The following is a 24,023-nucleotide window of genomic DNA, read 5'->3' on the forward strand; positions in this document are numbered from 1 at the left end:
CCGCTCACCCTCCGATCGGCCGGGCGGGCGCCGTCCTGAGCCGCGGGGCCCGGCCGCACGGCGTGCGCGTCCCCGCGACGGCGGACCCGCCTACCATCGCCGCGTGACAGGCGGCCGGGACGGGGTGCGCCCCGGGCACCGGGACCCCCGGGCCCTGGGGCTCGTCGCCCTCGGCGGGTCCGCCGGCGCCGCGGCCCGGTACGGCGTCGGGCTCGCGGTCGGCGCGCACGCCTGGCCCTGGGCGACGACGGTCGTGAACCTGTCGGGGGCCCTCGCCCTCGGGCTCCTCACCGGCGCGCTCGCGGCCGCCGGGGGCGCGACGCCGGCGCTACGCCGGGTGCGGCTCCTGGTGGGCACGGGGTTCCTCGGGGCGTTCACCACCTACTCGACGCTGTCCCTCGAGGTCGCGGAGAGGCTGCGGGCCGGGTCCGCCGGGACCGCCGTGGGCTACGCGCTCGCCTCGCTGGTGGTCGGCCTCCTGGCCTCGCTGCTCGGGCTGCGCGGCGGGGCGCTCCTCGTCGGGCGGTGGCGGCGCGCGCCCCGCGCCGGGGTCCCCCGGTGAGCGGCGTCGTCCTCGCGCTGCTCACGGCGCTGGCCGGCGGGCTCGGGGCGGTGCTGCGCGCCCTCGTCGACGGCGCCGTCCGGGCGCGCGTCGGCGAGGACCGGCCGGTCGGGATCGTCGTCGTCAACCTCACCGGGGCGTTCGCGCTGGGGCTCGTCGGCGGGCTCGTCCTGCGGGGCGCGCCGCCGGAGCTGGGCACCGTCCTGGGCACGGGGCTGCTGGGCGGCTACACGACCTTCAGCACGGCGAGCCTGGACACCGCGCGGCTCGTGCTCGCCGGGCGCGGCGGGGCGGCCCTCGTGCACGGGGTCGGCGTGCTCGTCGTGGCGGTGGGCCTGGCGGCGGCCGGGTGGGCGCTGGGCAGCGGGGCGTGAGCGACGGGGTCGGGCCGGAGCCGGCGGGAGCCCGTCGTCGCCCGGCCAAGGGCCGGTGAGGAGCCGGTCCTGAGCCGGTCCTGAGCCGGTCCTGACGGCGACCGCGCGCACGGCCCGTCCCGGTTGCCGCCCGCCGCGCCGCACCGTCTCATCGAGGGCATGAGCGACGCGAGCACCCCGACCCCCACCCGCACCGGCACCGCCCCGGCCGAGGTCCCCGACGGGCCCGACGCCGCCCACCGCGTCCCGGACGGCGTCGACGACGCCACGGTCGCGGCCGTCGGCATGCTCACGGCGGCGCTCGAGGTCGTCGAGGAGGCCCGCGGCATGCTCTACGGCTTCCACCGCATGACGGGCCGGGCCGACAACGACCTCGTCGCCGCGCTCGACGAGCTCGAGAAGGTCGGGCAGGGCGAGCTCGCCGCCCGGATCCGCGAGGACCTCGCGGGCCGCAACGTGCTGTCCCACCGGTGGACGTTCCAGGTCGTCGAGGACTACGACGACGGGTACTGGAGCCGCTTCCGCGACTGGGAGCGCACGGTGCGCGAGAGCCTCGTGGAGGGCCGGCGCCACGTCTACGAGGCGCAGCTGAAGGAGCAGAACCGCACGCACGGGCGCCCGGGCCACGAGGCCCGGCCGGCGCCGCAGGGCTGAGCGGTCCCGGCCGCGGCTCAGCGCGGACGGGCGCCGGTGCCCGCCACGGGCGCCCGGCCGCCGTCGCCGCGGCCGGACTGGAGGCTGTGCCGGTAGGAGTAGGCGGCGTAGACCGCGAACCCGAGGGCGAGCCACGCGAGGAACCGCAGCCAGGTGAGGGCCGTGAGGTTGCTCATGAGCCACAGGCACGCGAGGCCGCTGAGGACCGGGAGGGCCGGCGAGAGGGGCACGCGGAACCCGCGGGGCAGGTCCGGGCGCGTCCGACGCAGCACGGGGATGCCGAAGCTCACGAGGACGAACGCCGACAGCGTCCCGATGTTGATCATCTCCTCGAGCAGCTCCACCTGCGCCAGCCCGGCGACGAGGGCGACGACGACGCCCGCGCCGACCTGGAGCCGGACCGGCGTGCCGAACCGGGGCGAGGTGCGCGACATGGCGCGCGGGAGCAGCCCGTCGCGGCTCATGGCGAAGACCACGCGGGTGAGCCCGAGCAGCAGCACCATGAGCACGGACGTGAGCCCGACCAGGATGCCCACGGAGATGACCTGCCCGGCCCAGTCCGCGCCGACGAGGACGAACGCCGAGGTGAGCGACGGGCTCTCCTCCTGCGCGAGCTCGCGGTAGGACACCATGCCCGTGACGACGACGGTGACGAGGACGTAGAGCACGGTCACGAGGGCCAGGCCGCCGAGGATGCCCTTCGGCACGGTCGTCTGGGGGCTCTTCGTCTCCTCCGCCGTGGTGGCGACCACGTCGAAGCCGATGAACGCGAAGAACACGAGCGCGGCGCCCGAGAGCACGCCCAGCACGCCGTACGCGGAGGGGTCCGCGCCGGAGAGGAAGGCGAACAGCGGCTGCTCGAGGTCCGCGGCGCCCTCCGTCGGCTCCGACGGCGGGACGAAGGGCGAGTAGTTCTCGGCGCGGACGTAGAAGAAGCCCGCGACGATGACGAACACCGTGATGCCGACCTTGAGGATCGTGAAGACGCTGTTCACCCGGGTGCTCAGGCGCGTGCCGACGGCCAGCAGCGTGGTGAAGACCGCGACCACGACGACGGGCCCCCAGTCCACCGCGAGGCCGCCGACGCTCACGGTGGTCGGCACGTCGACCCCGAAGAGGCCGAAGGCGTCGGACAGGTAGACGCCCCAGAACTTCGCGATGACGGCGGCCGCCAGCGCCATCTCGAGGATGAGGTCCCAGCCGATGATCCACGCGACGAGCTCGCCCATCGTCGCGTAGGAGAACGTGTAGGCCGAGCCGGCGACGGGCAGGGTCGAGGCGAACTCGGCGTAGCACATGATGGCCAGGGCGCACACGACGGACGCGATGAGGAACGAGACGATGACGGCGGGGCCGGCGTGGTTCGCCGCCGCCGTCGCGCCCACGGAGAAGATGCCGGCGCCGACCGCGACCGCCACCCCGAGCACGGCGAGGTCCCACGCGGTGAGGTCGCGCCGCAGCCGCCGGTCGGGGTCCTCCGCGGCGGCGAGGGAGTCCTCGACGGACTTGCGGCGCAGGTAGCCGGGGCGGGCCATGGGGGCCTCCGGGGTCTCGTCGTCGGGCGTCCGGACGCGCTCAGGATGGCGCGGACGGCCCCGCGCCGCGAGAGCGGTCCGCCAGCGCGCGCACCGCGGCCGCGTCGAAGCCCGGGCGTCCGCCGGTGCGGCCCACGGTGAGGGCGGCGGCCGCCGCGCCCCACCAGGCCGCGACCTCGGGGTCCTCGCCGGCCAGGAGGGCCGCGGTCAGCCCGGCGACCGTGGCGTCGCCCGCACCGGTCGTGTCGACGGGGTCGGGCTCCAGCAGCGGCGTCACGACCTCCCCGCCCGGCCAGGCGGCGACGTTGCCCTCCGCGCCCGCGGCCAGCACGACGAGCCGCCGCGGGCCGTCGAGCAGCTCGCGGGCGGCGGCACGGGCGCCGTCGAGCCCCTCGACGGGATGGCCGACGAGCCCCTCGGCCTCCCCCGCGTCCGCGCGCAGCACGTGCGCCGACGCCAGCACCTCCTCGCGCGTCCCCTCGTCGGCCGGCGCCCCGTCCGCGACGACGAGAGCGGCCGTGCCCCGCACGAGCCGGAGCGTCTCGACGACCGCCGGCCCGGGCTGCTGGAGCTGGACGAGCACCGCCCGGGCCTCGCCGAGCAGCGCGGCGGACGCCTGCACGTCGCGCGGCGTCAGCAGCACCCCCTCCGGGGTGTGCTCCAGCAGCCGCCGCTCGCCGCCGGAGACGACGTCGACGAGGAGCGCCGTGCGCGCGCCGGGGCGCACGACGACCCCGTCGGCGTCGAGGCCGTCGGCACGGGCCTCGTCGAGCGCCATCCGGCCCGCCGGGTCGTCCCCGACGACGCCGACGAGCGCCGCCGAGAGCCCGAGGAGCGCCAGGCCGACGCCCTGGTTGGCGCCCTTGCCGCCCAGCAGCTCGCTCCGCTCCTCCACGGGCACCGACCCCTCCGCCTCCGGCACCGCCGGCACGCGGAGCACCAGGTCCCGCGCCACCTGCCCGACCACCACCGCGTCGACCACGCGCCACCCCCTCGCCGTCCGTGCCTCGTCGTCCCTGCCCCGCCGTCCGTGCCAGGTCGTCCGTGCCCGGTCGTCGGCATCCTCGCGTCCCCGGCCGTGCGCCGCCCGGCGGGCACCTGCGCCGTCACCCCACCGGGTACCTCCGGGGAGTCGGCGGGCGACCGGGCGGGAGCCCTGGTGGGATGTGCGGATGCCGTACGCGATCGAGCCCTGGTCCCTGTGCGAGACCGCGCCGGACCTCACCGCCCTCGCCCGGGGCGAGTCGCTGCTCGCGCTCGGGAACGGCCACCTCGGCATCCGGGGCGGCCTCGACGAGGGCGAGCCCCACGCCGTGCCGGGCACCTTCCTCGCGCCCGTGCACGAGACCGTCCCGTTCCAGTACCCCGAGGTCGCGTACGGCGACCCCCGGCACGAGGAGCGGATCGTGCCCGTGGCGAGCGGGGTCGAGGTCCGTCTCACGGTCGACGGGGAGGCGCTGGACATCCGCACGGCCGACCTCGGGCACCACGAGCGCCGGCTCGACCTGCGCGCCGGCACGCTCACCCGCGACCTCGTGTGGACCACCCGCAGCGGCGCGACCGTGCACGTCACGTCGACCCGCGTCGTCAGCCTCGAGCGCCCCGCGCTGGCGGCCGTCCGGTACCGCGTCGAGGCCGTCGACCGGCCCGTCGACGTCCGGCTCGCGCGCGTCCTCACGACGCCCGACCCCGGCGACCACGCCGCGTCGGAGGGTCCGCAGCCCTCGCCCCTGGCGCCCGAGTCGGCCGTGGGGCGCGAGCACGGCGTCTGCCTCGTGCACCGCACGTCCTCGACCGGCATGCGGGTCGCGGCCGGCGTGGACCACCACGTCGACGGGCCCGCCGGGCTCGAGGAGGAGCCCGTGCTCGAGCACGGCCACGCCGTCCGCACGACGACGGGCCGCCTGACCCCGGGACAGGCGCTCACGGTGACGACGCTGGTCGCCTACGCGTGCAGCGACCAGAGGCCGACCGGTGTGCTCGTGCGGTGCGTCGACGAGACGCTCGAGGCCGGCCGGGCGGCGGGCTGGGACGCGCTGCTGGCCGAGCAGCGGGCCTGGTGGGACGCCTTCTGGGAGGTCGCGGACGTCGTGGTGGAGGGCGACGACGAGCTGCAGGGGGCGATCCGGTTCTCCCTGTTCCACACCGCGCAGGCCGCCGCCCGCGCCGACGGGCAGGGCGTGCGCGCCAAGGGGCTGACGGGCACGGGCTACCACGGGCACACCTTCTGGGACACGGAGACCTTCGTCCTGCCCGTGCTCACCGCGGTGCTCCCCGGCGCGGCCGCCGACCACCTGCGCTGGCGCCACGGCACCCTCCCGGCCGCCCTCGACCGCGCGGCCGAGCTCGGCCTGCCCGGTGCGGTCCTGGCGTGGCGCACGATCTCCGGCGTCGAGTCCTCGGGCTACTGGCCCGCGAGCACGGCGGCCGTCCACCTCGGCGCCGACGTCGCGGACGCCGCCCTGCACCACGTCGCGTGCACCGGGGACGCGGCGTTCGAGCGGGACGTCGTGGTCGACCTCGTCGTGCAGGCCGCCCGCCTCTACCTCGGCCTCGGCCGGCACCACGACGGCGCCTGGCACCTCGACGGCGTGACCGGCCCCGACGAGTACAGCGGGCTCGTCGACGACAACACCTACACGAACCTCATGGTGCGGCGGGCCCTGCGGGGCGCCCTGGACCTCACGGCACGCCACGCCGACCTGGCCGCCGGGCTCGGGGTCGACGACGAGGAGCGGGAAGCGTGGCGGGCCGCGGCCGACGCCGTCGCGGTGCCGGTGGACCCCGCCACGGGGGTCGTCGAGCAGCACGAGGGCTTCTCGCGCGCCCGGCCCTGGGACTTCGAGCGCTCCGAGCGCCTCGGCTACCCGCTCGCGACGCACGCGCCCTACCTGACGCTCTACCGCTCGCAGGTGGTCAAGCAGGCCGACCTCGTGCTGGCGCTGCACCGCCGGGGCGAGGAGTTCACCGACGAGCAGAAGCGCGCCGCCTTCGCGGCGTACGAGCCGCTCACCGTGCGCGACTCCTCGCTGTCCGCCGCGACCCAGGCCGTCGTCGCCGCCGAGGTCGGGCACCTGGACCTGGCCTACGCCTACGCGCGGGAGGCGGCGCTCGTCGACCTGCAGGACCTGCACGGCTCGACGGACGACGGCCTGCACGTGGCGTCGCTCGCGGGCGCCTGGCACGCGCTCGTCGCCGGCTTCGGCGGCCTGCGCGACCCCGACGGCGAGCTGCACCTGGCGCCCCGCCTGCCCGCCGCCCTGACCCTGCTGCGCTTCCGCCTGCGGCGCGCGGACGCCGTGCTCGAGGTCGAGGTCCGTCCCGACGAGGCGCGCTACCGCGTCGTCCGCGGCGGCCCCCTGACCGTCCGCCACCACGGCACGGACCTCACCGTCCCGGCGGCGACGGGCGGGACGTCCGGCGCCGGGTCGTCGGACCGGGAGGGTGTCGTCCGGGCCCCGCTCCCACCGGCCGTCGACGCGGGCCCCCCGCCCCGCCAACCCCCGGGCCGCGCTCCCCTGGCCTGATCCGGGGGTCACCGAGCGACGAGGACGGGGGGACGGACGGCGGCGCACCACCTCACGACGCCGGGTGCGGGTCGGCTCGGCCCCGGACCGCTCAGAAGGCTGGCGGTCCGTCGTCGGCGGGCGGGTCGTCGGAGCGCGCGCCGGCCGGGCGCGGCTCGTCGGGAGGAGGGACGGCGCGGGCTCCGGCGCAGCCCGCCGTGGCGGCTCCGGCTGGTGCAGGGGTGCCGTCGTGTGGGTGCGGCCGAGGGGGGACGTCCACTCCAGGACTCCGTCGGGGCGCTGGACCACCCTTCAGCCGGCCCAGCTCGGCGACCACGGAGCGGGCCACGAGGTCGTGCCCGTCGGCCGGCGGCAACGGCCGGTCCCCCGCGTCAGGGCGGTCCGCGACCGCGGCGGCCAGGACCGCGGTGCGGGCGGCCCCGGCCAGGGCGTGCGTCCGCAGCCCGGTCGCCATCCGGATGGCGTTCTCGGCCTGCTCGCACAGGTGGACCAGCCGCGCGTACTGCTCGGCCAGCCGCACGGGCACGGTCGGGTCGGCGGCGAGCGCCGCGACGTCCACCTCCTGCGGCACGGACCCGTCCGGCGGCGGGGCCTCGAGCGTCGACGCGTGCACCGCGCCCAGGAGCGCGGCGGTCGGCACGGGCTCCGGCCCTGCCCGGTGACCACGCCCGGGCAGGGAAATGGCGCCCACCTCGGCGCCGGCCGACGCGGGGTCCGCGGGGTGGACGACCGAGGGCGCGGCCCCGATGCCGAACAGCGCCGCGACGAACGACCCGGGCACGTCCGCGCGGCCCTGGGGGGACCGCACCGGAGCCGCGCCTCTTCCCGTGCCGACAGCCGAGCACCGACCACCGACACGGCACCGCCGTCGTCGAGCAGCAGGTCGGCGCCGCCCTCAGTCGTCGGCGGGCTCCTCGGAGATCTCCGCGAGCACCTCGCCGGCGTCCCGCTCGGAGGCCAGGTCGCCGAGGGAGACGATGCCGACGATCCCGCCCTCGTCGACCACGGGGAGGCGACGGACGGCGTGCTCGGCCATGACCTCGGCCGCCCGCTCGACGGTGTCCCCCGGTGCCAGCGTCACGAGGTCGCCGCTCGCGACCTGCCCGACGGGGTCCTCCGGGCTGCCGCCCACCGCGAGCACCCGGACCACGAGGTCCCGGTCGGTCACGATCCCGACGAGCCGAGACCCCTCGACGACGAGGACGTCCCCGATGTCCCCGTCGCGCATCGCCGCCGCCGCCTCGCGCACGGTCGCCGTCACCGGGACCGTCACCGGGTCCGGGGTGACGACGTCCGCGACCGTCCGCCCGCCTGCGTCCTGCGTCATGGCTGCTCCCTCGTGTGCGATGGGCCCCGCGGCCGGTCCTGCGGCCGGGTCCTGCGGCTGCCGCCGCGGCGGGCCCAGGGGGGCCTCGCCGGCACGTGCCGCACGACGGACCCAGGGTGCTCGCCCCGAGGACGGCCCGCACGCGGGCGCCTGAGACGACCGTCTCACCGGCGGCGCGGGCCCGGTCGCGGGAGGGGAAACACCGCCGTAACGTCGAAGGCGACCCACAACGAACCAGGCGCGGTCCTGCAGCGGGCCCGCCGTGCACCGACGGGGGACGACCCCCGTCCGGCTGAGGAGAGGTCATGACCACGATCGTCGACAAGAGCATCCTGGTGGACGTCCCCGTGTCCGTCGCGTACGGGCAGTGGACGCAGTTCGAGACGTTCCCGAAGTTCATGGGCGGGATCGACAAGATCACCCAGCTCACGGACGACCGGCTCGAGTGGCACGCGGAGATCCTCGGCGTGAAGCGCGTCTGGGAGGCCCGCGTCCTGGAGCAGGTCCCCGACCAGAAGGTGTCCTGGGCGGCCACGTCGGGCTCGACGAACGCCGGCACGGTGTCCTTCGAGCCGGGCGGCCCCGGCCAGACGCACGTGCACCTGCACCTCGAGTTCGAGCCCGAGGGCGTCGTGGAGAAGATCGGTGACGCCGCGGGCGTCGTCGAGCGCCAGGCCGAGAAGGACCTCGAGCGGTTCAAGGCCTTCATCGAGTCCGAGGGCTCCGCGACGGGCGCGTGGCGCGGGACGGTCAACCCCGGCGCGGGCACGGCCCCCGGCGTGGACGACGCGGCCGCGTCGAAGGGCGACTCCGGCAAGGACGGCCTCGGGGCCGCCGCCGTCGTCGCCGGTGCCGCCGCGGTCGCCGCCGCCGGTGCCGCCGTCGCCGGCGCGGTGAAGAGCAAGAAGGACGAGGAGCCGACCGTGGCCTCCCTCGCCGTCACGCCGCCGCCGTCCGGGACGGCCACGCCGGGCGTCGTCCTGCCCGACGAGGGCCTCGCCGCCGGCACCACGGCGACGACCACGACCGCCTACGACACCCCCGTCGTCGAGCCGGCCGTCGACCCCGTCACGGGCACCGGCACGACGGGCAAGCACTCCGAGGGCGTCCCCACCGAGGGCCGCGCGGCGCTCGGCGACGAGGCCAACCAGATCTGACGCACGCGCACGCACCGGAGGGCGGGGTCCGCACGGGCCCCGCCCTCCGGCGTGCGCGCCCCGCCCCCGGCGCCGCGGGTCAGGCCGCGGGCGGGCGCGGGAGCTCGAGCGTGCAGGTCGCCGTGGGCTCCCCGTCGACGGTGAACCGCACGAGGACCCGCGTCCCGGTGGGGCGGGGGTACCGCCACTGGGAGCGCCAGGCGGTGCCGTCCCCCGCCGCGCGGCCGGCGGTCCAGGTGAGCTCCGTGCCGTCCGCGTCCACGACGACCGCCGTCACCCGGCGCAGCCGGTCGCCCGGCATCGGCGGCGGCGCCCCGGCCGCCGCGGTCCCGCCCACGCGCAGCGCCGCGGCCCACGTGGCCCGCTCCCTCTCGAACCGGGCGTCGAGCGCGCGCGTCGTCGCGTCCTCGACCCCGTCCCACTCGAGCCGGAGCCCGCGGTCGGTGAGGACGGCCCGCGCGAGCTCGACGCGGACCCCGTCGACGGTCCCGACGAGGAGCCGCTCGGGCAGGGCGAGATCGACCACGGCCCCACGCTAGCCGCGCCCGGCGGCGGCCCCGCGCGCGGGCGGCCGTCCCGTCCGGCGCCTCAGGCGATGGTGGTGAGGAGCTCCCGGCACAGCTCCTCGCACGCCCGGCAGGCCTCCGCGCAGACGCGGCAGTGCTCGTGCATGCCGGCGTGCTGCTCGCACTCCGCGGCGCACGTGAGGCACGCCGTCACGCAGGCCTGCAGCACGGCCCGGGTGATCGCCGCCTCGTAGGCCGTGTGCCGGGACAGCACGCGGACCGTGGTGGCGCAGACGTCGGCGCAGTCGAGGTCGATGCGGATGCAGCGCCGCAGGTCCGCGACGCCGTCCTCGGACAGGCACGCGTCCGCGCAGGCCGTGCAGACCTGGGAGCAGGTGGCGGCGGCCTCGACGACCCGCGCGAGCAGGTCGTGGTCGAGGTCCACGCGTGCGGGGGTCGTGCGGATCATCTCGGCGACCTTCATGACCGTCCTCTCGAGGGGAGGGAGGTCGCGCACCGGCGAAGGGTGCCACGACCCCGGGAGCACCGACGCTAGGACCTGTCCGGCCGGGCCGCACCCGGGCCCCCGCTACAGCTGCCGACCGACACCGGCCTCGTGCGCCACGTCCGCGAGCTCGTCGGCCAGCGAGCCGGTCATGACGGGGCGGCCGGGCCCGCGGCGGAAGGTCGGGAGCACGGTGCGGTGCCGGGCGTCCTCGAGCTCGAACGCCGCCGCCGCGTAGAGCGCCGCCACGGCGAGCACGAGCCCGGCCGTGCCCGCGGCGGCGGACCAGCCGTCGGAGCCCGTGATCTCGGCGACCCCCGTGAGGGCGAACCGCACGGCGGTGAGGACCATGACGCCCGCCGCGGCGAGCTTGGCGGACGCGGCGACGGCGGGCACGAGCATCGCCAGCGCGGCGGCGAGGAACAGCGTGCCGAGCCCCGCGCTGGAGGCGCCCGGGGCGCCGGTGAGCGTGACGAGCCCCGCCGCCGCCCAGGTCCCGGCCAGGACCCCCATGCCGGTCCCGGCCACGGGGTCGCGCGCGAGGAAGCCGAGGACGGCGGAGACGAGCTGCGCCGGCACCGTGAAGGCGAGCACGCCCAGCGCCACGGCCCGTCCCTGCTCCGGCGGGAGCCACTGCAGCTGGAGCGCGCTGAAGCCCACGGTCGCCACGAGCAGGCCGAGGAAGCCCAGGGGCAGCGGCGTGCCCAGGGGCCGCACGACGACGCGCGCCGCCGCCGGCACGGGTCCCTCCCCGCTCACGAGAGGAGCACCTGGGTCGCGGACTCCTTGAGCTTGGCGTTGGCCCACCGCGCCTGCCGGAGGTTCTCCGGGTGGCAGCGCCGGGTCAGGTCGAGCAGGTCGTGGTGGCGGATCCCCTGCGCTGCCTGCGCGACCAGCTCCCAGTCCACGGACACGCCCTGGGCCTGCAGGTAGACCTCCCGCAGGTCGCGCAGCAGGGCCAGCTCCGGCGCGGAGGACCGGCCCAGGGCGTCGCCGAGGCGTTCGCGCACCCGCTCGGCGAGCCGGCTCTCGCCCACCGCGTCGGGGTCGAGGTCCTCCCCGTAGGCGGGCGCGACCTCCGCGATCCGCCGGACGTGGTCCGCGGACCACCCCGCGAGGTCGCGCGCCAGGTGGAACACCTCGTGGTCGACCCTGTGCCGCTCGGACAGGTGGAGCAGCCCCTCCGCCAGGTCCGTCTCGTCACGGTGCAGCTGCCGCAGCGCCAGCCCGATCCTCACGACCAGCCCCCCGTCGCGCGTCCGCCACCCGTACTGCTCGTCGGCCGGGCCCGCGGCGGCGCCGCGGCGGTGCCGAGCCGTGACTCCGCGGACCCCGCGGGCCCGCCCGTCGTGTCCGGCACGCGGCCGGCTGCGGGGCCGACCGGTGCGGACCCCGTGGTCGTGGGCGCCGCGCTCACGCCGCCCGCCGCCGTCACGCGCGTGAGCCGGGCGGCGGCCGTCTTGAACACGGGCTGCTTCGAGCAGGCATCCCAGTCGGTGATCGTCAGCTCGTTCGCCGCCCGGCCGGGGCCGTCGGGGACGTGGCCGCCGCCCGTGTCCCAGTACCCGTAGTGGAAGGGCAGGAACAGCACGCCGGGGCGGATGCCGGAGACCCGCACGCGGGCCTGCACGGACCCCCGCGGCGTCGCCACCTCGACGAGGTCCCCCTCCGCGACGCCGTGCGTGCCCGCGTCGTGCTCGGACACCTCCACCCACACCTCCGGCGCGGCGGCCTGGAGCTGCGGGGCCCGGCCCGTCTTCGTCCGGGTGTGGAAGTGGTACAGCGTCCGGCCCGTGACGAGCTGCAGCGGGTGCCCCTCGTCGGGGACCTCGTGCGGCGGCACGTAGCGGGCGGCCTTGATCATGGCCCGTCCTTGCGGGTTCAGCGCCCGGTACTCCGCCTCCTCCACCGGCGCCCCCGTGAGGAGGTCGCGCCCGTAGCTCTCGCAGACGTCGGGGGCCGCGGAGAACCGGCCGCCGGCGTAGAGGCGCTCCGTGCCGTCGGGGTGCTCGTCGTCGCAGGGCCACTGGATGCCGCTGCCGCCGCGGAGCCGGTCGTACGACAGCCCGGTGTAGTCGCAGGGCCGGCCGCGCGAGCACTCCTTCCAGGCCTCGAACGCCGCCTCCGGACCCTCCCAGTGCACCAGCGGCGTGCCGTCCTTCCCGCGGAAGTCCATCCGGCGGGCGAAGTCGAGGAAGATGTCGAGGTCGGGCCGCGCCTCCCCCGGGGGCTCCACCGCCTTCTCCGACAGGTGCACGGTGCGGTCGGCGTTCGTGAAGGTGCCGGTCTTCTCGCCCCAGGCGGCGGCGGGCAGCACCACGTCGGCCACCTGCGCGGTCTCCGACAGGAAGATGTCCTGCACGACGAGGAAGAGACGGTCCTGCTCGAGCACCGACCGGACCCGGGCGAGCTCGGGGAGGGACACCAGCGGGTTCGTCGCCTGCACCCAGAGCATCCCCAGCGAGCCGTCCTCCGCGTAGCGCAGCATCTGCATCGCGTGCGTGGGCGGGGACCAGTGCGGGATCGCGTCGGGCTCGACGTCCCAGACCCGTGCCAGGTCGGCGACGTGGTCGGCGTTGGACCAGTTGCGGAAGCCGGCGAGGTCGCCGTCAGCCCCGCACTCGCGCGTGTTCTCCGCGCTGGGCTGCCCGTTCATCTGGAGCAGCCCCTTGCCCGGCTCGCCGAGCATCCCCCGCACGAGGTGCAGGTTGTTCACCTGGACCGCGGCGGCCGTCGCCTGGTGCGACTGGTAGAAGCCCTGCAGGACCGTCGAGACGAGCCGCTCGGCCGTCCCGACGAGGCGCGCCGCGGCCCGCAGGTCCCCGACCGGCACGTCGCAGATCGTCGCCGACCGCTCCGGCGGGTAGTCCTGGACCATCCGCTCGAGGTCCGCGAACCCCACGGTGTGCGCGTCGACGTAGGCGCGGTCCACCCACCCCTGCGCGAGCACCTCGTGGAGGATCCCGTTCAGGAGCGCGACGTTCGTGCCCGGGCGCGGCGCGAGGTGGACCGTCGCCGCCCGGGCCACCGGGGTCCGACGCGGGTCGACGCAGAGCACGGCGGGGGGCCGCGGCCCGGCGAGGCGGTCCAGGACGCGGGTCCAGAGGACGGTCTGCGTCTCGGCCATGTTGTGGCCCCACAGCGCGACGGCGTCGGCGTGGTCGAGGTCGGTGTACGAGCCCGGTTGGCCGTCGCAGCCGAACGACTCCTTCAGGGCGGCGGCCGCCGTCGCGGTGCAGAGGCGGGTGTTGCCGTCGACGTGGTTCGTGCCGATGCCCGCGTGGGCCATGACCCCGAGCGTGTAGTACTCCTCGAGGAACAGCTGCCCCGAGGTGTAGAAGCCGACGGCACTCGCCCCGCGCTCGCGCAGCAGGGTCTGCGTCCGCGCCACGACGAGCGCCATGGCCTCGTCCCACGAGGTCTCGACGAGCCGCCCCTCCCGGCGCACGAGCGGACGGGTCAGCCGGTCCGGCGACGTGTTCGCCTGCCACCCGAAGAGGTCCTTCGGCCCGAGCCGGCCGTGGTTCACGCGGTCCTGCGCCCGGCCGCGGACGCCGACCACCCGCCCGTCCTTCACGGCGATGTCCAGGCCGTCGCCGTTCGAGTGCAGGACCGACGCGCTCTGGACCCAGCGGTCGACGTCGTCCTCCGACACCCCGTCCGCCAGGTGCTGGTCGACCCGGGTGGGCCAGGTCCCGCCCGGCCCGTAGGGGGTGCGGGCGCCCCAGGGCTCCGCGATCCGGTCCGTCGTCGCCATCCGGGGCCTCCGCCCGCCCGTCGTCGCGGCCCGCTGCTCGGCCGGGGCCAGTCAAGGCCCCCGGTGCACCGGGGGCAACCGCTCCGGGTGGCCGCCCCTGCCGACCCGCGGGAGCCTGGCGGCGTGACGCGCATCGAGGACTACGCCCTGGTCGGGGACACGGAGACGGCCGCGCTCGTGGGCCGGGACGGGTCGATCGACTGGCTGTGCCTGCCGCGGTTCGACTCCCCGGCCTGCTTCGCCGCGCTGCTCGACGACGAGCGCGCGGGGGCGTGGCGGCTGGCGCCCGTCGGGGCCGGGCCCGCCACCCGGCGGCGCTACCGCGGCGACACCCTCGTCCTCGAGCAGGAGTGGGACACCCCCGACGGCACGGTCCGGGTGGTCGACCTCATGCCGCCGCGCGACGGGCTCGCGGACGTCGTGCGGGTGGTCGAGGGCGTCTCGGGGCGGGTGCGCGTGCGCAGCACCCTCCGGCTGCGCACGGACTACGGGCAGGTCGTCCCGTGGGTGCGGCGGACGCCGACGGGCGTGCGGGCGGTGGCGGGGCCCGACGCCTTCCACCTCGACACGCCCGTCCCCCTGCACGGCGAGGACCTGTCGACGGTCGGCGAGGTGGAGGTCGGCCCGGGCGACCGCGTGCCCTTCGTCCTCACGCACGCGCCGTCGTGGCACCCCCGCCCGCGGCACGTGGACGCCGACCGCGTGCTCGAGGGGACGGTCCGGTTCTGGGACGACTGGCTCGAGGACTTCACGTTCGCCGTGGACCCCGCCAGCCCCGCGGCGGCGGCGCCGGGGCGGGCGGAGCGGTGGACCGCGGCGGTGCGACGGTCGCTCGTGCTGCTCAAGGCGCTCACGTACGCGCCGACGGGCGGCATCGTCGCCGCCGCCACGACCTCGCTGCCCGAGAGCATCGGCGGCGTCCGCAACTGGGACTACCGCTACTGCTGGCTGCGGGACGCCACCTTCACGCTCCAGGCCCTGCTCGGCACGGGCTTCGTCGACGAGGCCGCCGCCTGGCGGGAGTGGCTGCTGCGGGCGGTCGCCGGCGACCCGGCGAAGCTGCAGATCATGTACGGCCTCGACGGTGCGCGGCGCCTGCAGGAGTACGAGCTGCCGTGGCTGGCGGGGTACGAGGGCTCCTCCCCCGTGCGGGTGGGCAACGCCGCGGCCGACCAGTTCCAGCTGGACACCTGGGGCGAGGTGCTCGACGGGCTGCACCTGGGCCGCAGCGCGGGGCTCGAGACGGACGACACGGCCTGGGACCTGCAGAAGGCGCTGCTGGACCACCTCGAGGGGCACTGGCGCGACCCGGACAACAGCCTGTGGGAGGTCCGCGGCGAGCGGCGCCACTTCGTGCACTCGAAGGTGCTCGCCTGGACGGGCCTGGACCGGGCCGTGCAGGCGGTGGAGCGCTTCGGCCTCGAGGGTCCCGTCGACCGGTGGCGGCGCACGCGCGAGGAGATCCACGCGGAGGTCTGCGACCGCGGGTGGGACCCGGACCGCCGCACCTTCACGCAGTCGTACGGCTCCCGGGGCCTGGACGCCGCGACCCTGCTCGTCCCGCAGGTGGGGTTCCTGCCGTGGGACGACGAGCGCGTCGTCGGCACCGTGGACGCCGTGCAGCGCGAGCTCCTGCGCGACGGCTTCCTGCTGCGGTACGACACCGCCGCGGAGGGCGTGGACGGGCTCCCGGGCGACGAGGGGGCCTTCCTCGCCTGCACGTTCTGGCTCGCGGACGCCCTGCACGGCATCGGCCGCACGGGCGAGGCCGTCGCGACGTTCGAGCGGCTCCTGGGGCTGTGCAACGACGTCGGCATGCTCAGCGAGGAGTGGGACCCGCGCACCGGACGGCAGCTCGGCAACACGCCGCAGGCCTTCAGCCACGTCGGCCTCGTCAACACCGCGCGGCACCTGTGGCAGCCACCCGGCCGACCTCGACCCGCACCTGACGCAGGAGCACCGGGCGCACCACCGCGGCCGGGCCCGCGGCGGCACGGCCGAGCGCGGCCCCGTCGGCGGCTAGCTAGGGCGCGGCCTCCGGCCCGGCTCCCGCCACCGGTGCCGCGTCGGCGTGGGCGACGTGCGCCAGCTCCCGCCACAGCAGCACGCACAGGACGGCGGACCCGGCGAACGCGAACCAGAAGGGGGCCGTGACGCCGATCTCGCGGGCGAGCAGACCGCCGATCCCCGACCCGAGCACGAGCCCGCCGTACACCCCGACGACGTTCACCGCGCCGACCCGCCCCTGGAGCCCGAGGGGCACGGCCCGCTGCCGCACGGTGACGCTCGTCGTCCCCCAGACGAAGGCGTGCGCCCCGAAGACGAAGAGCACGACGAGGGCCGCCCAGGCCTGCGTCGCCAGCGCCAGGGCCAGGTGCGTGAGCGTCTCGACGACGAGGCCGACGCGCAGGAGCCCCCCGAGGCTGACGCGACGGGTGAGCGCCCCGTAGGCCGCCGTGCCGGCCAGGCCCCCGACGGCGCTCGTCGTCGTGAGCAGCCCGTAGCCCACCGGGCCCAGGCCGAGGCGCTCCTGCGCGTAGAGCACGAGGACGGACCACGCCGCGCCGAAGGTGATGTTGAAGACGAAGATCGTCACGACGAGGGTGCGCACCGCCGCGTGGCCCCGCACCCAGCGCACGCCCTCGCGGACGTCGTGCCGCAGCCGCGTCCGGCCCGGCGCCACGGCCGCGCCGTGCGGCGGCAGCACGACGCGGGACACGAGCACGGCGCCGAGGGCGACCGCCAGCGCCTGCGCGGCGGCCGGCCACGCGTGCCCGACGGCGAACAGGGCGGCGCCGACCGGCGGCCCCGCGAGCTGGTTCACCGTGATGAACCCCGTCTGGAGCCGGGCGTTGCCCGCCGCCAGGTCGTCCCGGTGCACGAGCATCGGCAGCAGGGTCTGGGAGGTGCTGTCGGCGAACACCTCGCAGGACCCGACGACGAGCAGGGTCAGCAGCACCGACGCCACCGTGGCGTGCCCCGAGGCGACCGTGACCGCCAGCACGAGGAGCACCGCGGCGCGCACGAGGTCGACCCGGACGACGAGGCGCCGGCGGTCGAGGCGGTCGGCCAGAGCGCCGGCGAGCGGCCCGAGGAGCAGCGGCGGCAGCCACTGCAGGGTCGCGCCGAGGGCGACGAGGAACGGGTCCGCCGTCAGGGACGCGACGAGCAGCGGCCCCGCCGCCAGCGCGATCCCGTCCCCGAGGTTGCTCACCCACGACGAGGCGAGCAGCCACCGGAACGACCGGCCGAGCCGCCGCGGTGCCACGACCTCCCCGACGCGGCTCACAGGCACGGCAGCCTAGCGAGTGCCGGTCCCCCGCCGGCCCGCCTCCTGGAGCACGGCGCCGCGCGAGACGCTGCTCTGCGAGCCGTCCATGCGGCTGCCGCGGTACGCCGGGCCCGTGCGGCTGCCCCGCTGCTGCGGCAGGAAGCCGAGCCGGCGCCGGCCGGACAGGGGCGCGTCGGTCCCCGTCACGGGCGAGTAGTCGTAGTGGTAGTACGCGTAGCCGCCGGTCGTGCGGCGCGCCACCTGGTTGAGGACGAGGCCGAGCACGCGGGCGTTGACCGCCTCGAGGGCGCCGAGCGACTGCGCGAGCTGCTGGCGGTGGAGCCTCTCGGCGCCGACCACCACGAGCGCCCCGCCGGTCAGGCGCGCGAGGATCGCGGCGTCGGTGACGGGCAGCAGCGGCGCGGTGTCGACGAGCACCACGTCGTAGCGCTGCGCCGCCTCCTCGAGGAAGGTCGCCATGGCGCGGGAGCCGAGCAGCTCGCTGGGGTTCGGCGGGACCTGCCCCGAGGGCAGGACGTGCAGCGCCCCCGTGCCCCAGGGCTGGACGACGTCGTCGAGCTCCGCCCGGCCGATGAGCACGGTGGTGAGGCCGACCTGGCCCTCGAGGCCCATGTAGGACGCGACGGACGGGCGCCGCAGGTCCGCGTCGACGAGGAGCACGCGCGAGCCGGCGTCGGCCAGCGCCAGCGCCAGGTTGATCGACGTCGTCGACTTGCCCTCGCCCGGCAGCGAGGACGTCACGACGATCGTGCGCTGCGCGTCGTCCAGGTCGAGGAACTGCAGGTTCGTCCGCAGCCGCCGGAACGCCTCGGACCGGTGGTCCTGGGGGTCGGTGTGGACCACGAGGGGCTGGTCGCCCGCGCGGTCGTCGTGGTGGACGGTGCCGATGACGGACGAGGAGGTCACGCGGGCCACGTCGGCCTCGTCGCGCACCCGGTTGTCGAGGAGCTCGCGCAGGACGGCGACGCCGACGCCGGCCGCGAGGCCGAGCAGGAGGCCGAGGGCCAGGTTCAGCAGGGCGTCCGGGCTGGCGGGCCCCTCGGCGGGCGAGGCGGGTCGCACGACGCTGACCTGCACGGGGGAAGCCCCGTCCTCGGGCTTCTCGAGGACGGTGACCTCGGTCGCCAGGCTCGTCGCGGTCGCGTTGGCGATGTCGGCCGCACGGGCGGCGTCCGGGTCCTCGACGGTGATGGTGATGAGCACGGTGTCGACCGGCGACGCCGCCGTGATGCTCTCCGCCAGTTCGTCGGGCGTCGTGTCGAGGCCCAGCGCCTCGATGACGGGGACCAGGACGCGCGGGCTCGTCACGAGGTCGGCGTAGGAGGTGACGCGGTTCTGGGTGAAGCTGCTGCCCTGCAGGAGATCGCTCGTGCTGCCACCGCCCCGGGTCGAGACGAACACCTGGGAGCGCGCCTCGTAGACCGGCGTCACGAGCAGCGTCGCCGCCAGCGCGGCGGCGACCGCCACGGCCGCCACGGCGAGCACGGAGACCCACCTCCGACGGAGGAGGGCGACGTAGTCCTGCAGTTCCACCGGGGGCTCCCTGGCTCGAGCACGTTGCTGTCCCCGCTGCCATCGGCCGGACGGGGGAACGGCTTGAGCCCTCCCCCGCCGCCGGGTGGCGGCCGCCGCCGCGTCCCGTCGTCTACCGTGGGCCGGTGCGTGCGGCGGGGGCGGTGGCGACGACGGTGGGCGTGGTCCTGCTCGTGCTGCCGGCGGCGGCGTGCGCCGGCCCGTCGCCCGCCGCACCGGCCCCGTCGGCCCCGTCGACCCCGTCGGCCCCGTCGGCCTCCCTGCCGGACCCCGGGCGCTACGCGGCCGAGCTCGTCGCCGGGACGAACGCCGCGCGCGCCGCCGCGGGGCTGCCCGCGCTGGCGGCCTCGGCCTGCGCCACCGACGTGGCGGCACCGCGCGCGCAGGCGCTCGTCGGCGGCGACGGCCTCACCCACGCCCCGCTCACGGACGCCCTCGCCGCCTGCGCCCCGCGGACGACCGCCGCCGAGAACCTCAGCCGCACCGACGCCCCCGCCGCGGACGTCGTGACGGCGTGGCTGGGCTCCCCGGGGCACCGGGCGAACCTGCTCGACCCGGCGCTGACCGAGCTCGGGGTCGCCTGCGTCCCCGACGGCGTCGCGCTGCTCTGCTCGCAGGTCTTCCTCGGTCCCTGATCCCGCCCCGGGGGTCCCGGGCACGGCGGATCGTCCGCGGACGCTCAGGGGCGGGCCGCCCCGTGCCGAAGAGAGGGGGACGAGGACGCGGACGGGTGTGCCCGCACGGGTGAGGAGCGGGGGACGTGGAGACGGACAGCACGACGCGCGAGCGCCTCCTCCGCGTCCCGACGCAGCGGGCCACCGCCGGCGGGCACGTCGTCGGCGCCGCGCCCGGGACCGCCGCGCGCAGCACCGACCGGGGCGAGTTCACGGTCGTCCTGCTGGGGGCCGAGCTCGCGAGCGCCGTCTTCGTGCTCGTCCTGTCACCGGGCAGCCGCGGGTCGGTCGCGATGTTCGCCCTCACCTCCGCCGCGCTCCTCGGCGCCGCCGGTCTGCACCGCGCCCGCATCCGCCTGTCCGTCCTCGACGACCTGCCGGTCCTCCTCAGGACGCTCGTCGCCTCCTTCGGTGCGGCCACCGCGATGGAGCTCCTGCTCGGGGGGACCGTCACCGCGACCCAGCTGCCGGCCCTCGGGCTCCTCGCGGTGCTGCTGGTCCTGGCGCGCACGGCCGTCTACGCGCTCGTGCGGCGGGCGCGGCGGACGGGCCACGACGTGCACCGGACCCTCCTCGTGGGCGGCGGGGCCCTCGGCGCGCAGCTCGCCCGGTCCCTCGAGGACCACGCCTTCGGGCTGCACGCGGTCGGCTTCGTCGACGACGCGCCCCGCCCGGCGTCGGAGGACCGGCCCCTCCCCGGGCTCGGCGTCGTGGCGGAGCTGCCGGCCCTCCTCGCCCGGCACCGGGCGGACACGGTCGTCGTCGGGTTCTCGGACGTCCCCGAGGACGTCCTCGTCGACGTCGTCCGGGCGTGCCACGGGCTGCCGGTCGAGATCTACGTCGTCCCCCGGATGTGGCAGGTGGCCACGCACCACCGGCTCGTGGCCGACGTGCGCGGCGTCCCGCTGGTCCGCCTGCGGCGCCCCACCTACCGCACGCCCTCGTGGCGCCTCAAGCGCGGCGTGGACGCGGCGCTCGCCGCCCTCGCGCTCGTGGTCCTCGGCCCGGTGATGCTCGCGTGCGCCGTCGCCGTCCGGCGGGAGGGGGGGCCGGGAGTCCTGTTCCGCCAGAGGCGGGTGGGACTCGGCGGCCGCCCCTTCACCCTGCTCAAGCTCCGCAGCCTGCGGCCCGTCGACGAGTCCGAGAGCGCCACGCACTGGAACATCGCCCAGGACGACCGGCTGGGGCCGGTCGGCCGCTTCCTGCGCCGCACCTCGCTGGACGAGCTCCCCCAGCTGTGGAACGTGCTGCGTGGCGACATGTCCCTCGTCGGACCCCGCCCCGAGCGCCCGCACTTCGTCACCCGGTTCGGCGCGGAGCACGAGGAGTACGTGTGGCGGCACCGCGTGCCGCCGGGCCTGACGGGCTGGGCCCAGGTCAACGGGCTGCGCGGGGACACCTCGATCGCGGAGCGGGCCCGGTTCGACAACCACTACATCGAGAACTGGTCGCTCTGGCTCGACCTGAAGATCCTCGCCCGGACGCTCCGCTGCGTGATCGGCGCCTCCGGTGGCTGAGCCCGCGGGCGTCGCGCCGGCGGGGGGGCCGGCCGGGGCGGGGGGGCCGCTGGTCAGCGTCGTCCTGCCGACGTACGACCGGCTGGGGACCCTGCCACGCGCCGTGCGCAGCGTCCTCGCGCAGGACCACCCGCGTCTGGAGCTGGTCGTCGTCGACGACGGCTCGACCGACGGGACCCGCGCCTGGCTCGCGGCGCTCGCGGCGACGGACCCGCGGGTGCGTCCCGTGCTCCAGGACCACCGGGGGGCGACCGCGGCCCGGAACCTCGGCGTCGCGCACTCCACCGGCGCCTTCCTCGCGTTCCAGGACAGCGACGACGCGTGGGAGCCGGACTTCCTCTCGTCCCTGCTCCGGGCGCACCGGGCGACCGGTGCCGAGGTCGTCTTCTCCTCCCACCGGCTCGTCCGGCTCGACGGGACGTCCTCGACGGTGCCGGCCCGGCACTGCCCGGACCCCGCCCGTGCGCTGCGCTCCACCAACGTCGTCTCCACCCAGACCGCCCTCGTCGTGGCGGACCTCCTCCGCGGCGGCGCCGCGTTCGACCCGCACCTCGCGCGCTACCAGGACTGGGACCTGTGGCTCACCCTCCTGGACGCGACGGGGGCACGCTTCGTGCACCTGGACCGCCCCCTCGCCGTCGTGGTGCGCAGCGCCGACAGCATCTCCGAGGGCAGCGCCCGCCTGCGGCGCGCGAGCCTGCGGCGGATCCTGCGCAAGCACCGGCGCGCCCTCGTGCGGGACCCCCTCGCGCTGGCCCGGATCGTGGCGCGGATCGCCGCCCCGGCGCCGCTGCTGGCGGCGCGGTCCCGCCGGGCGCGCGACGCCCGGGCGGGCGACGGGCGGCGCCGGTGAGCACCGTCGGGCTGCCGCCGTCGGCCCCCCGGAGCCTCGTCTACTACCGCCGGCCCCGCGACTACCCGCGCAGCCGGCGCATCTCGCGCTACCTCGAGGAGCGCGGGGTCGAGGTGCGCGTCGTCGAGGCGCACGACCTGTCGCCGTCGACGCTGGTGCAGGTCCTCGCGGAGCTGTGGTCGCTCTGGCGCCTGAGCAGGGGTGCGGACGCGGTCCTCGTCGCGGAGATGCAGCTGCAGTACGCCGCCGCCGCGGCCGTGGTCGCCCGCCTGCGCCGGCGGCCGCTCGTCGTCGACGCCTTCATCGGCCTCGAGGAGACGGTCCGCGACCGCGCGCGCGGTCCGGTCCCGGCGCCACGGCTGGCGGCCGCGCGGGCGCTGGACCGCCTGGCCCTCGCGTCGGCGTCCGCGGTCCTCGTCGACACCGCCGTCCGGGGTCGCGCGCTCGTGCGCAGGACCGGTCTCGCGCCGGCGCGGGTCGCGGTGCTCCCCGTGGGCGCGCCCGGCTGGGCCGGGCAGGTCGTCCCGCACGGGGAGGCCGGGCCGGCCCTGCGGGTCCTGTACTACGGCAACTACATCCCGCTGCACGGCGTGGAGGCCCTCGTCGAGGGGCTCGCCCGCACCCGCCGGCCCGTCGAGGCCGTCCTCGTGGGCGACGGCCAGGACCGCGCGGCGGCGGAGGCCCTCGTCGACGCCCTCGGCTGCCGCGACCGGATCACGTTCCTGCCCCCCGTGCCGGAGGCCGACCTCGTCCCCCTGCTGTCCTGGTGCGACGTCGTCCTGGGGATCTTCGGCACCTCGGAGAAGGCCGCCACCGTCGTGGCGAACAAGGTGTGGCAGGGGCTCGCCGCGGGGCGGACCGTCGTCACCCGGGAGAGCCCCGCCCTGCAGGACCTCGAGGCCCTCGTCGGCGACGCCCTGGTGACGGTGCCCGCGGGGGACGGCGCGGCGATCGCCGCCGCCCTCGCCGGGGTCCGGGCCGCTCCGCACCCCGGGCTCGACGTCGTCCTCGAGAGCCACGTCCGCCGGGCGTTCGACCGCGCCTTCCGGCAGGTGTGCGCGGCCCTCGTCCGGCCGGGGGCCCGGCCGTGAGGCGAGGGGCCGCACGGCTCGCCGGGCTGGTGACCAACAGCCTCGTCGCGGCCTTCGCACCGCTGGTCGTGGTCCCGGTCGTGACGACCACCCACGGCGCCGCCGGCTGGGGCGCGCTCGCGGTCGCCAGCTCGGTCGGCGCGTTCGGCGCGGTGGCGGTGGAGTCGGGGTGGAGCCTCGACGGGCCGCAACGGGTCGCACGCGGGACGGAGCCGCACGCCCGGCGGCTGCTCGCCGTGTCGCTCGCCGGACGCGCGCTCCTCGTCGTGCCCGTCGCCGCCGCCGCCGCCCTCGTGGTGCTGGCGCTCGCGCCGTCGTACGCGGCGGAGGCCGCCGGGGTCGCCGCGGTCTCCGCCGCGTTCGGCCTGAACTCCAACTGGTACCTGGTGGGCACCGGCCGGCCCTGGTCGATGCTGCTCCTCGACACGGCGCCCCGGGTGGCCGCGGGGGCCGGGGCGGCGGGCCTGCTCGCGGCGGGCGCCCCGCTGGCCGTGTACCCGGCGGCGCTCGGGGTGGCGCTGCTGCTCTCCCTGGGCGCCGTGCACCGGCGGCTGCGGCCGGCCTGGGGCTTCGTCCGCCTCCTCGGCCCGCGCCGCCTCCTGCGGTCGGTGTCCGGGCAGACGGTCGTGACCGCCGGCCGCCTCGCGAGCGCCACGTACATCGCGCTCCCCGTCACCCTCCTCGCGGTGGTGTCGCCCGCCGCGGTGCCCGCCTTCGCCGCGGTCGAGCGGGTCCAGCGGCTGACCCTCGCGGGCCTGCAGATGCTGCCCGCCGCGCTGCAGACGTGGGTGGGGTCGCGGTCGACCTCGCAGGACCGCGAGGAGCGGGCCCGGAAGGGCGCCCTGGTGGTGCTCCTCGGCGGGGTGCTCGCGGCCGCCGCCCACACCCTGCTCGCCCCGGTCGCCATCGACGTCCTCTTCTCCGGCACCGTCGCGGTGACGCCGCTCCTCCTCGCGCTCAGCGCCGGCGTCATCGTCCTGACGTCGGCCACGCGCGGCATCGGCGGGCTGTGGCTCGTCTCGCGCGGGAGGGCGCGCCGCGTCGCCGCGAGCGGCGGCGTGGGCATGGCCGTCGGCGTGCCGCTCGCACTCGGCCTCGGTGCCCTCTTCGGCGCCGCGGGCGGGCTGGCGGCGGAGGCCGCCGCCGAGACCTCCGTGCT

Annotated in this window: 21 protein-coding genes and 1 pseudogene; 11 read left to right on the forward strand and 11 right to left on the reverse strand. The window is 77.2% G+C overall.

Annotated features, from left to right (window positions below; genetic code table 11):
* Positions 1–103 precede the first annotated feature (103 nt).
* The 3 genes from EJA20_RS18665 to EJA20_RS09045 all read left to right on the forward strand — a co-directional run bounded on the left by EJA20_RS18665 (position 104) and on the right by EJA20_RS09045 (position 1,590).
* Entirely contained in the window at positions 104–562 is a 459-nt protein-coding gene (locus EJA20_RS18665) for a fluoride efflux transporter FluC (RefSeq protein WP_164983902.1), read from the forward strand.
* A complete protein-coding gene (locus tag EJA20_RS09040; RefSeq protein ID WP_129337824.1) occupies positions 559–936 on the forward strand; it encodes a fluoride efflux transporter FluC in 378 nt (125 codons plus the stop codon). Before EJA20_RS18665 ends, EJA20_RS09040 begins: the two co-directional genes overlap by 4 nt.
* 159 nt (positions 937–1,095) lie before the next feature.
* Positions 1,096–1,590 (forward strand): hypothetical protein, encoded by a 495-nt coding sequence (locus EJA20_RS09045; protein WP_129337825.1) that lies wholly within the window; start codon positions 1,096–1,098, stop codon positions 1,588–1,590.
* Positions 1,591–1,607: 17 nt separating this feature from the next.
* Here the strand turns inward: EJA20_RS09045 and EJA20_RS09050 are convergent, their stop codons facing one another.
* Both EJA20_RS09050 and EJA20_RS09055 read right to left on the reverse strand, forming a co-directional pair.
* On the reverse strand, positions 1,608–3,125 hold the full coding sequence (locus EJA20_RS09050) for an amino acid permease (RefSeq protein ID WP_129337826.1): 1,518 nt from the start codon (positions 3,123–3,125) through the stop codon (positions 1,608–1,610).
* A gap of 40 nt (positions 3,126–3,165) precedes the next feature.
* Complete coding sequence (locus EJA20_RS09055; RefSeq protein WP_129337827.1) at positions 3,166–4,107, reverse strand: PfkB family carbohydrate kinase; 942 nt, start codon at positions 4,105–4,107, stop codon at positions 3,166–3,168.
* Positions 4,108–4,297: 190 nt separating this feature from the next.
* Here EJA20_RS09055 and EJA20_RS09060 point away from each other — a divergent pair, with 190 nt between their 5' ends.
* Entirely contained in the window at positions 4,298–6,652 is a 2,355-nt protein-coding gene (locus EJA20_RS09060; RefSeq protein WP_129337828.1) for a glycoside hydrolase family 65 protein, read from the forward strand.
* Between the two features lie 91 nt (positions 6,653–6,743).
* Here the strand turns inward: EJA20_RS09060 and EJA20_RS09065 are convergent, their stop codons facing one another.
* Together EJA20_RS09065 and EJA20_RS09070 are read right to left on the reverse strand one after the other, a co-directional pair.
* On the reverse strand, positions 6,744–7,460 hold the full coding sequence (locus EJA20_RS09065; protein ID WP_129337829.1) for a hypothetical protein: 717 nt from the start codon (positions 7,458–7,460) through the stop codon (positions 6,744–6,746).
* Positions 7,461–7,547: 87 nt separating this feature from the next.
* On the reverse strand, positions 7,548–7,979 hold the full coding sequence (locus EJA20_RS09070; RefSeq protein WP_129337830.1) for a CBS domain-containing protein: 432 nt from the start codon (positions 7,977–7,979) through the stop codon (positions 7,548–7,550).
* Positions 7,980–8,284: 305 nt separating this feature from the next.
* On the opposite strand from EJA20_RS09070, the gene EJA20_RS09075 reads away from it, so the two are divergent.
* Positions 8,285–9,136 (forward strand): SRPBCC family protein, encoded by an 852-nt coding sequence (locus EJA20_RS09075; protein ID WP_129337831.1) that lies wholly within the window; start codon positions 8,285–8,287, stop codon positions 9,134–9,136.
* A gap of 79 nt (positions 9,137–9,215) precedes the next feature.
* Here the strand turns inward: EJA20_RS09075 and EJA20_RS09080 are convergent, their stop codons facing one another.
* The 5 genes from EJA20_RS09080 to EJA20_RS09100 all read right to left on the reverse strand — a co-directional run bounded on the left by EJA20_RS09080 (position 9,216) and on the right by EJA20_RS09100 (position 13,904).
* Positions 9,216–9,662, reverse strand: a complete 447-nt coding sequence (locus EJA20_RS09080) for a hypothetical protein (protein ID WP_129337832.1) — start codon at positions 9,660–9,662, stop codon at positions 9,216–9,218.
* Positions 9,663–9,724: 62 nt separating this feature from the next.
* A complete protein-coding gene (locus EJA20_RS09085) occupies positions 9,725–10,126 on the reverse strand; it encodes a four-helix bundle copper-binding protein (RefSeq protein WP_129337848.1) in 402 nt (133 codons plus the stop codon).
* A gap of 105 nt (positions 10,127–10,231) precedes the next feature.
* Positions 10,232–10,906, reverse strand: a complete 675-nt coding sequence (locus EJA20_RS09090) for a GPR1/FUN34/YaaH family transporter (RefSeq protein ID WP_129337833.1) — start codon at positions 10,904–10,906, stop codon at positions 10,232–10,234.
* Positions 10,903–11,385: a hypothetical protein gene (locus tag EJA20_RS09095; RefSeq protein WP_129337834.1), complete on the reverse strand. Its 483-nt coding sequence runs from the start codon at positions 11,383–11,385 to the stop codon at positions 10,903–10,905. Before EJA20_RS09095 ends, EJA20_RS09090 begins: the two co-directional genes overlap by 4 nt.
* A complete protein-coding gene (locus tag EJA20_RS09100) occupies positions 11,382–13,904 on the reverse strand; it encodes a molybdopterin oxidoreductase family protein (RefSeq protein ID WP_129337835.1) in 2,523 nt (840 codons plus the stop codon). Before EJA20_RS09100 ends, EJA20_RS09095 begins: the two co-directional genes overlap by 4 nt.
* Positions 13,905–14,027: 123 nt before the next feature.
* On the opposite strand from EJA20_RS09100, the gene EJA20_RS09105 reads away from it, so the two are divergent.
* Complete coding sequence (locus tag EJA20_RS09105) at positions 14,028–16,058, forward strand: glycoside hydrolase family 15 protein (RefSeq protein WP_129337836.1); 2,031 nt, start codon at positions 14,028–14,030, stop codon at positions 16,056–16,058.
* Here the strand turns inward: EJA20_RS09105 and EJA20_RS19470 are convergent.
* Both EJA20_RS19470 and EJA20_RS09115 read right to left on the reverse strand, forming a co-directional pair.
* Positions 15,949–17,193: pseudogene (locus EJA20_RS19470) on the reverse strand (MFS transporter); the annotation flags it as partial. The gene EJA20_RS09105 and the pseudogene EJA20_RS19470 sit on opposite strands and share 110 nt — an antisense overlap.
* Positions 17,194–17,205: 12 nt before the next feature.
* Positions 17,206–18,729 carry a tyrosine-protein kinase domain-containing protein gene (locus tag EJA20_RS09115; RefSeq protein ID WP_129337838.1) on the reverse strand — a complete coding sequence of 508 codons (1,524 nt, stop codon included), beginning with the start codon at positions 18,727–18,729 and terminating at the stop codon, positions 17,206–17,208.
* A gap of 125 nt (positions 18,730–18,854) precedes the next feature.
* On the opposite strand from EJA20_RS09115, the gene EJA20_RS09120 reads away from it, so the two are divergent.
* The 5 genes from EJA20_RS09120 to EJA20_RS09140 all read left to right on the forward strand — a co-directional run.
* Positions 18,855–19,364, forward strand: coding sequence for a CAP domain-containing protein (locus EJA20_RS09120; RefSeq protein WP_164983903.1), 510 nt, complete (start codon positions 18,855–18,857; stop codon positions 19,362–19,364).
* A gap of 125 nt (positions 19,365–19,489) precedes the next feature.
* Positions 19,490–20,920 carry a sugar transferase gene (locus EJA20_RS09125; protein WP_129337840.1) on the forward strand — a complete coding sequence of 477 codons (1,431 nt, stop codon included), beginning with the start codon at positions 19,490–19,492 and terminating at the stop codon, positions 20,918–20,920.
* A complete protein-coding gene (locus EJA20_RS09130; protein ID WP_129337841.1) occupies positions 20,913–21,773 on the forward strand; it encodes a glycosyltransferase family 2 protein in 861 nt (286 codons plus the stop codon). The genes EJA20_RS09125 and EJA20_RS09130 overlap by 8 nt, the downstream gene beginning before the upstream one ends.
* The gene (locus EJA20_RS09135; protein ID WP_129337842.1) at positions 21,770–22,864 is read left to right on the forward strand and encodes a glycosyltransferase; all 1,095 of its coding nucleotides are present in this window, start codon (positions 21,770–21,772) and stop codon (positions 22,862–22,864) included. Before EJA20_RS09130 ends, EJA20_RS09135 begins: the two co-directional genes overlap by 4 nt.
* The coding region (locus tag EJA20_RS09140) for a hypothetical protein (RefSeq protein WP_164983904.1) at positions 22,861–24,023 on the forward strand (1,163 nt) is incomplete at its 3' end. The genes EJA20_RS09135 and EJA20_RS09140, both read left to right, overlap by 4 nt.

This window comes from Cellulomonas endophytica, from assembly GCF_004123805.1.
Lineage (GTDB): Bacteria > Actinomycetota > Actinomycetes > Actinomycetales > Cellulomonadaceae > Cellulomonas > Cellulomonas endophytica.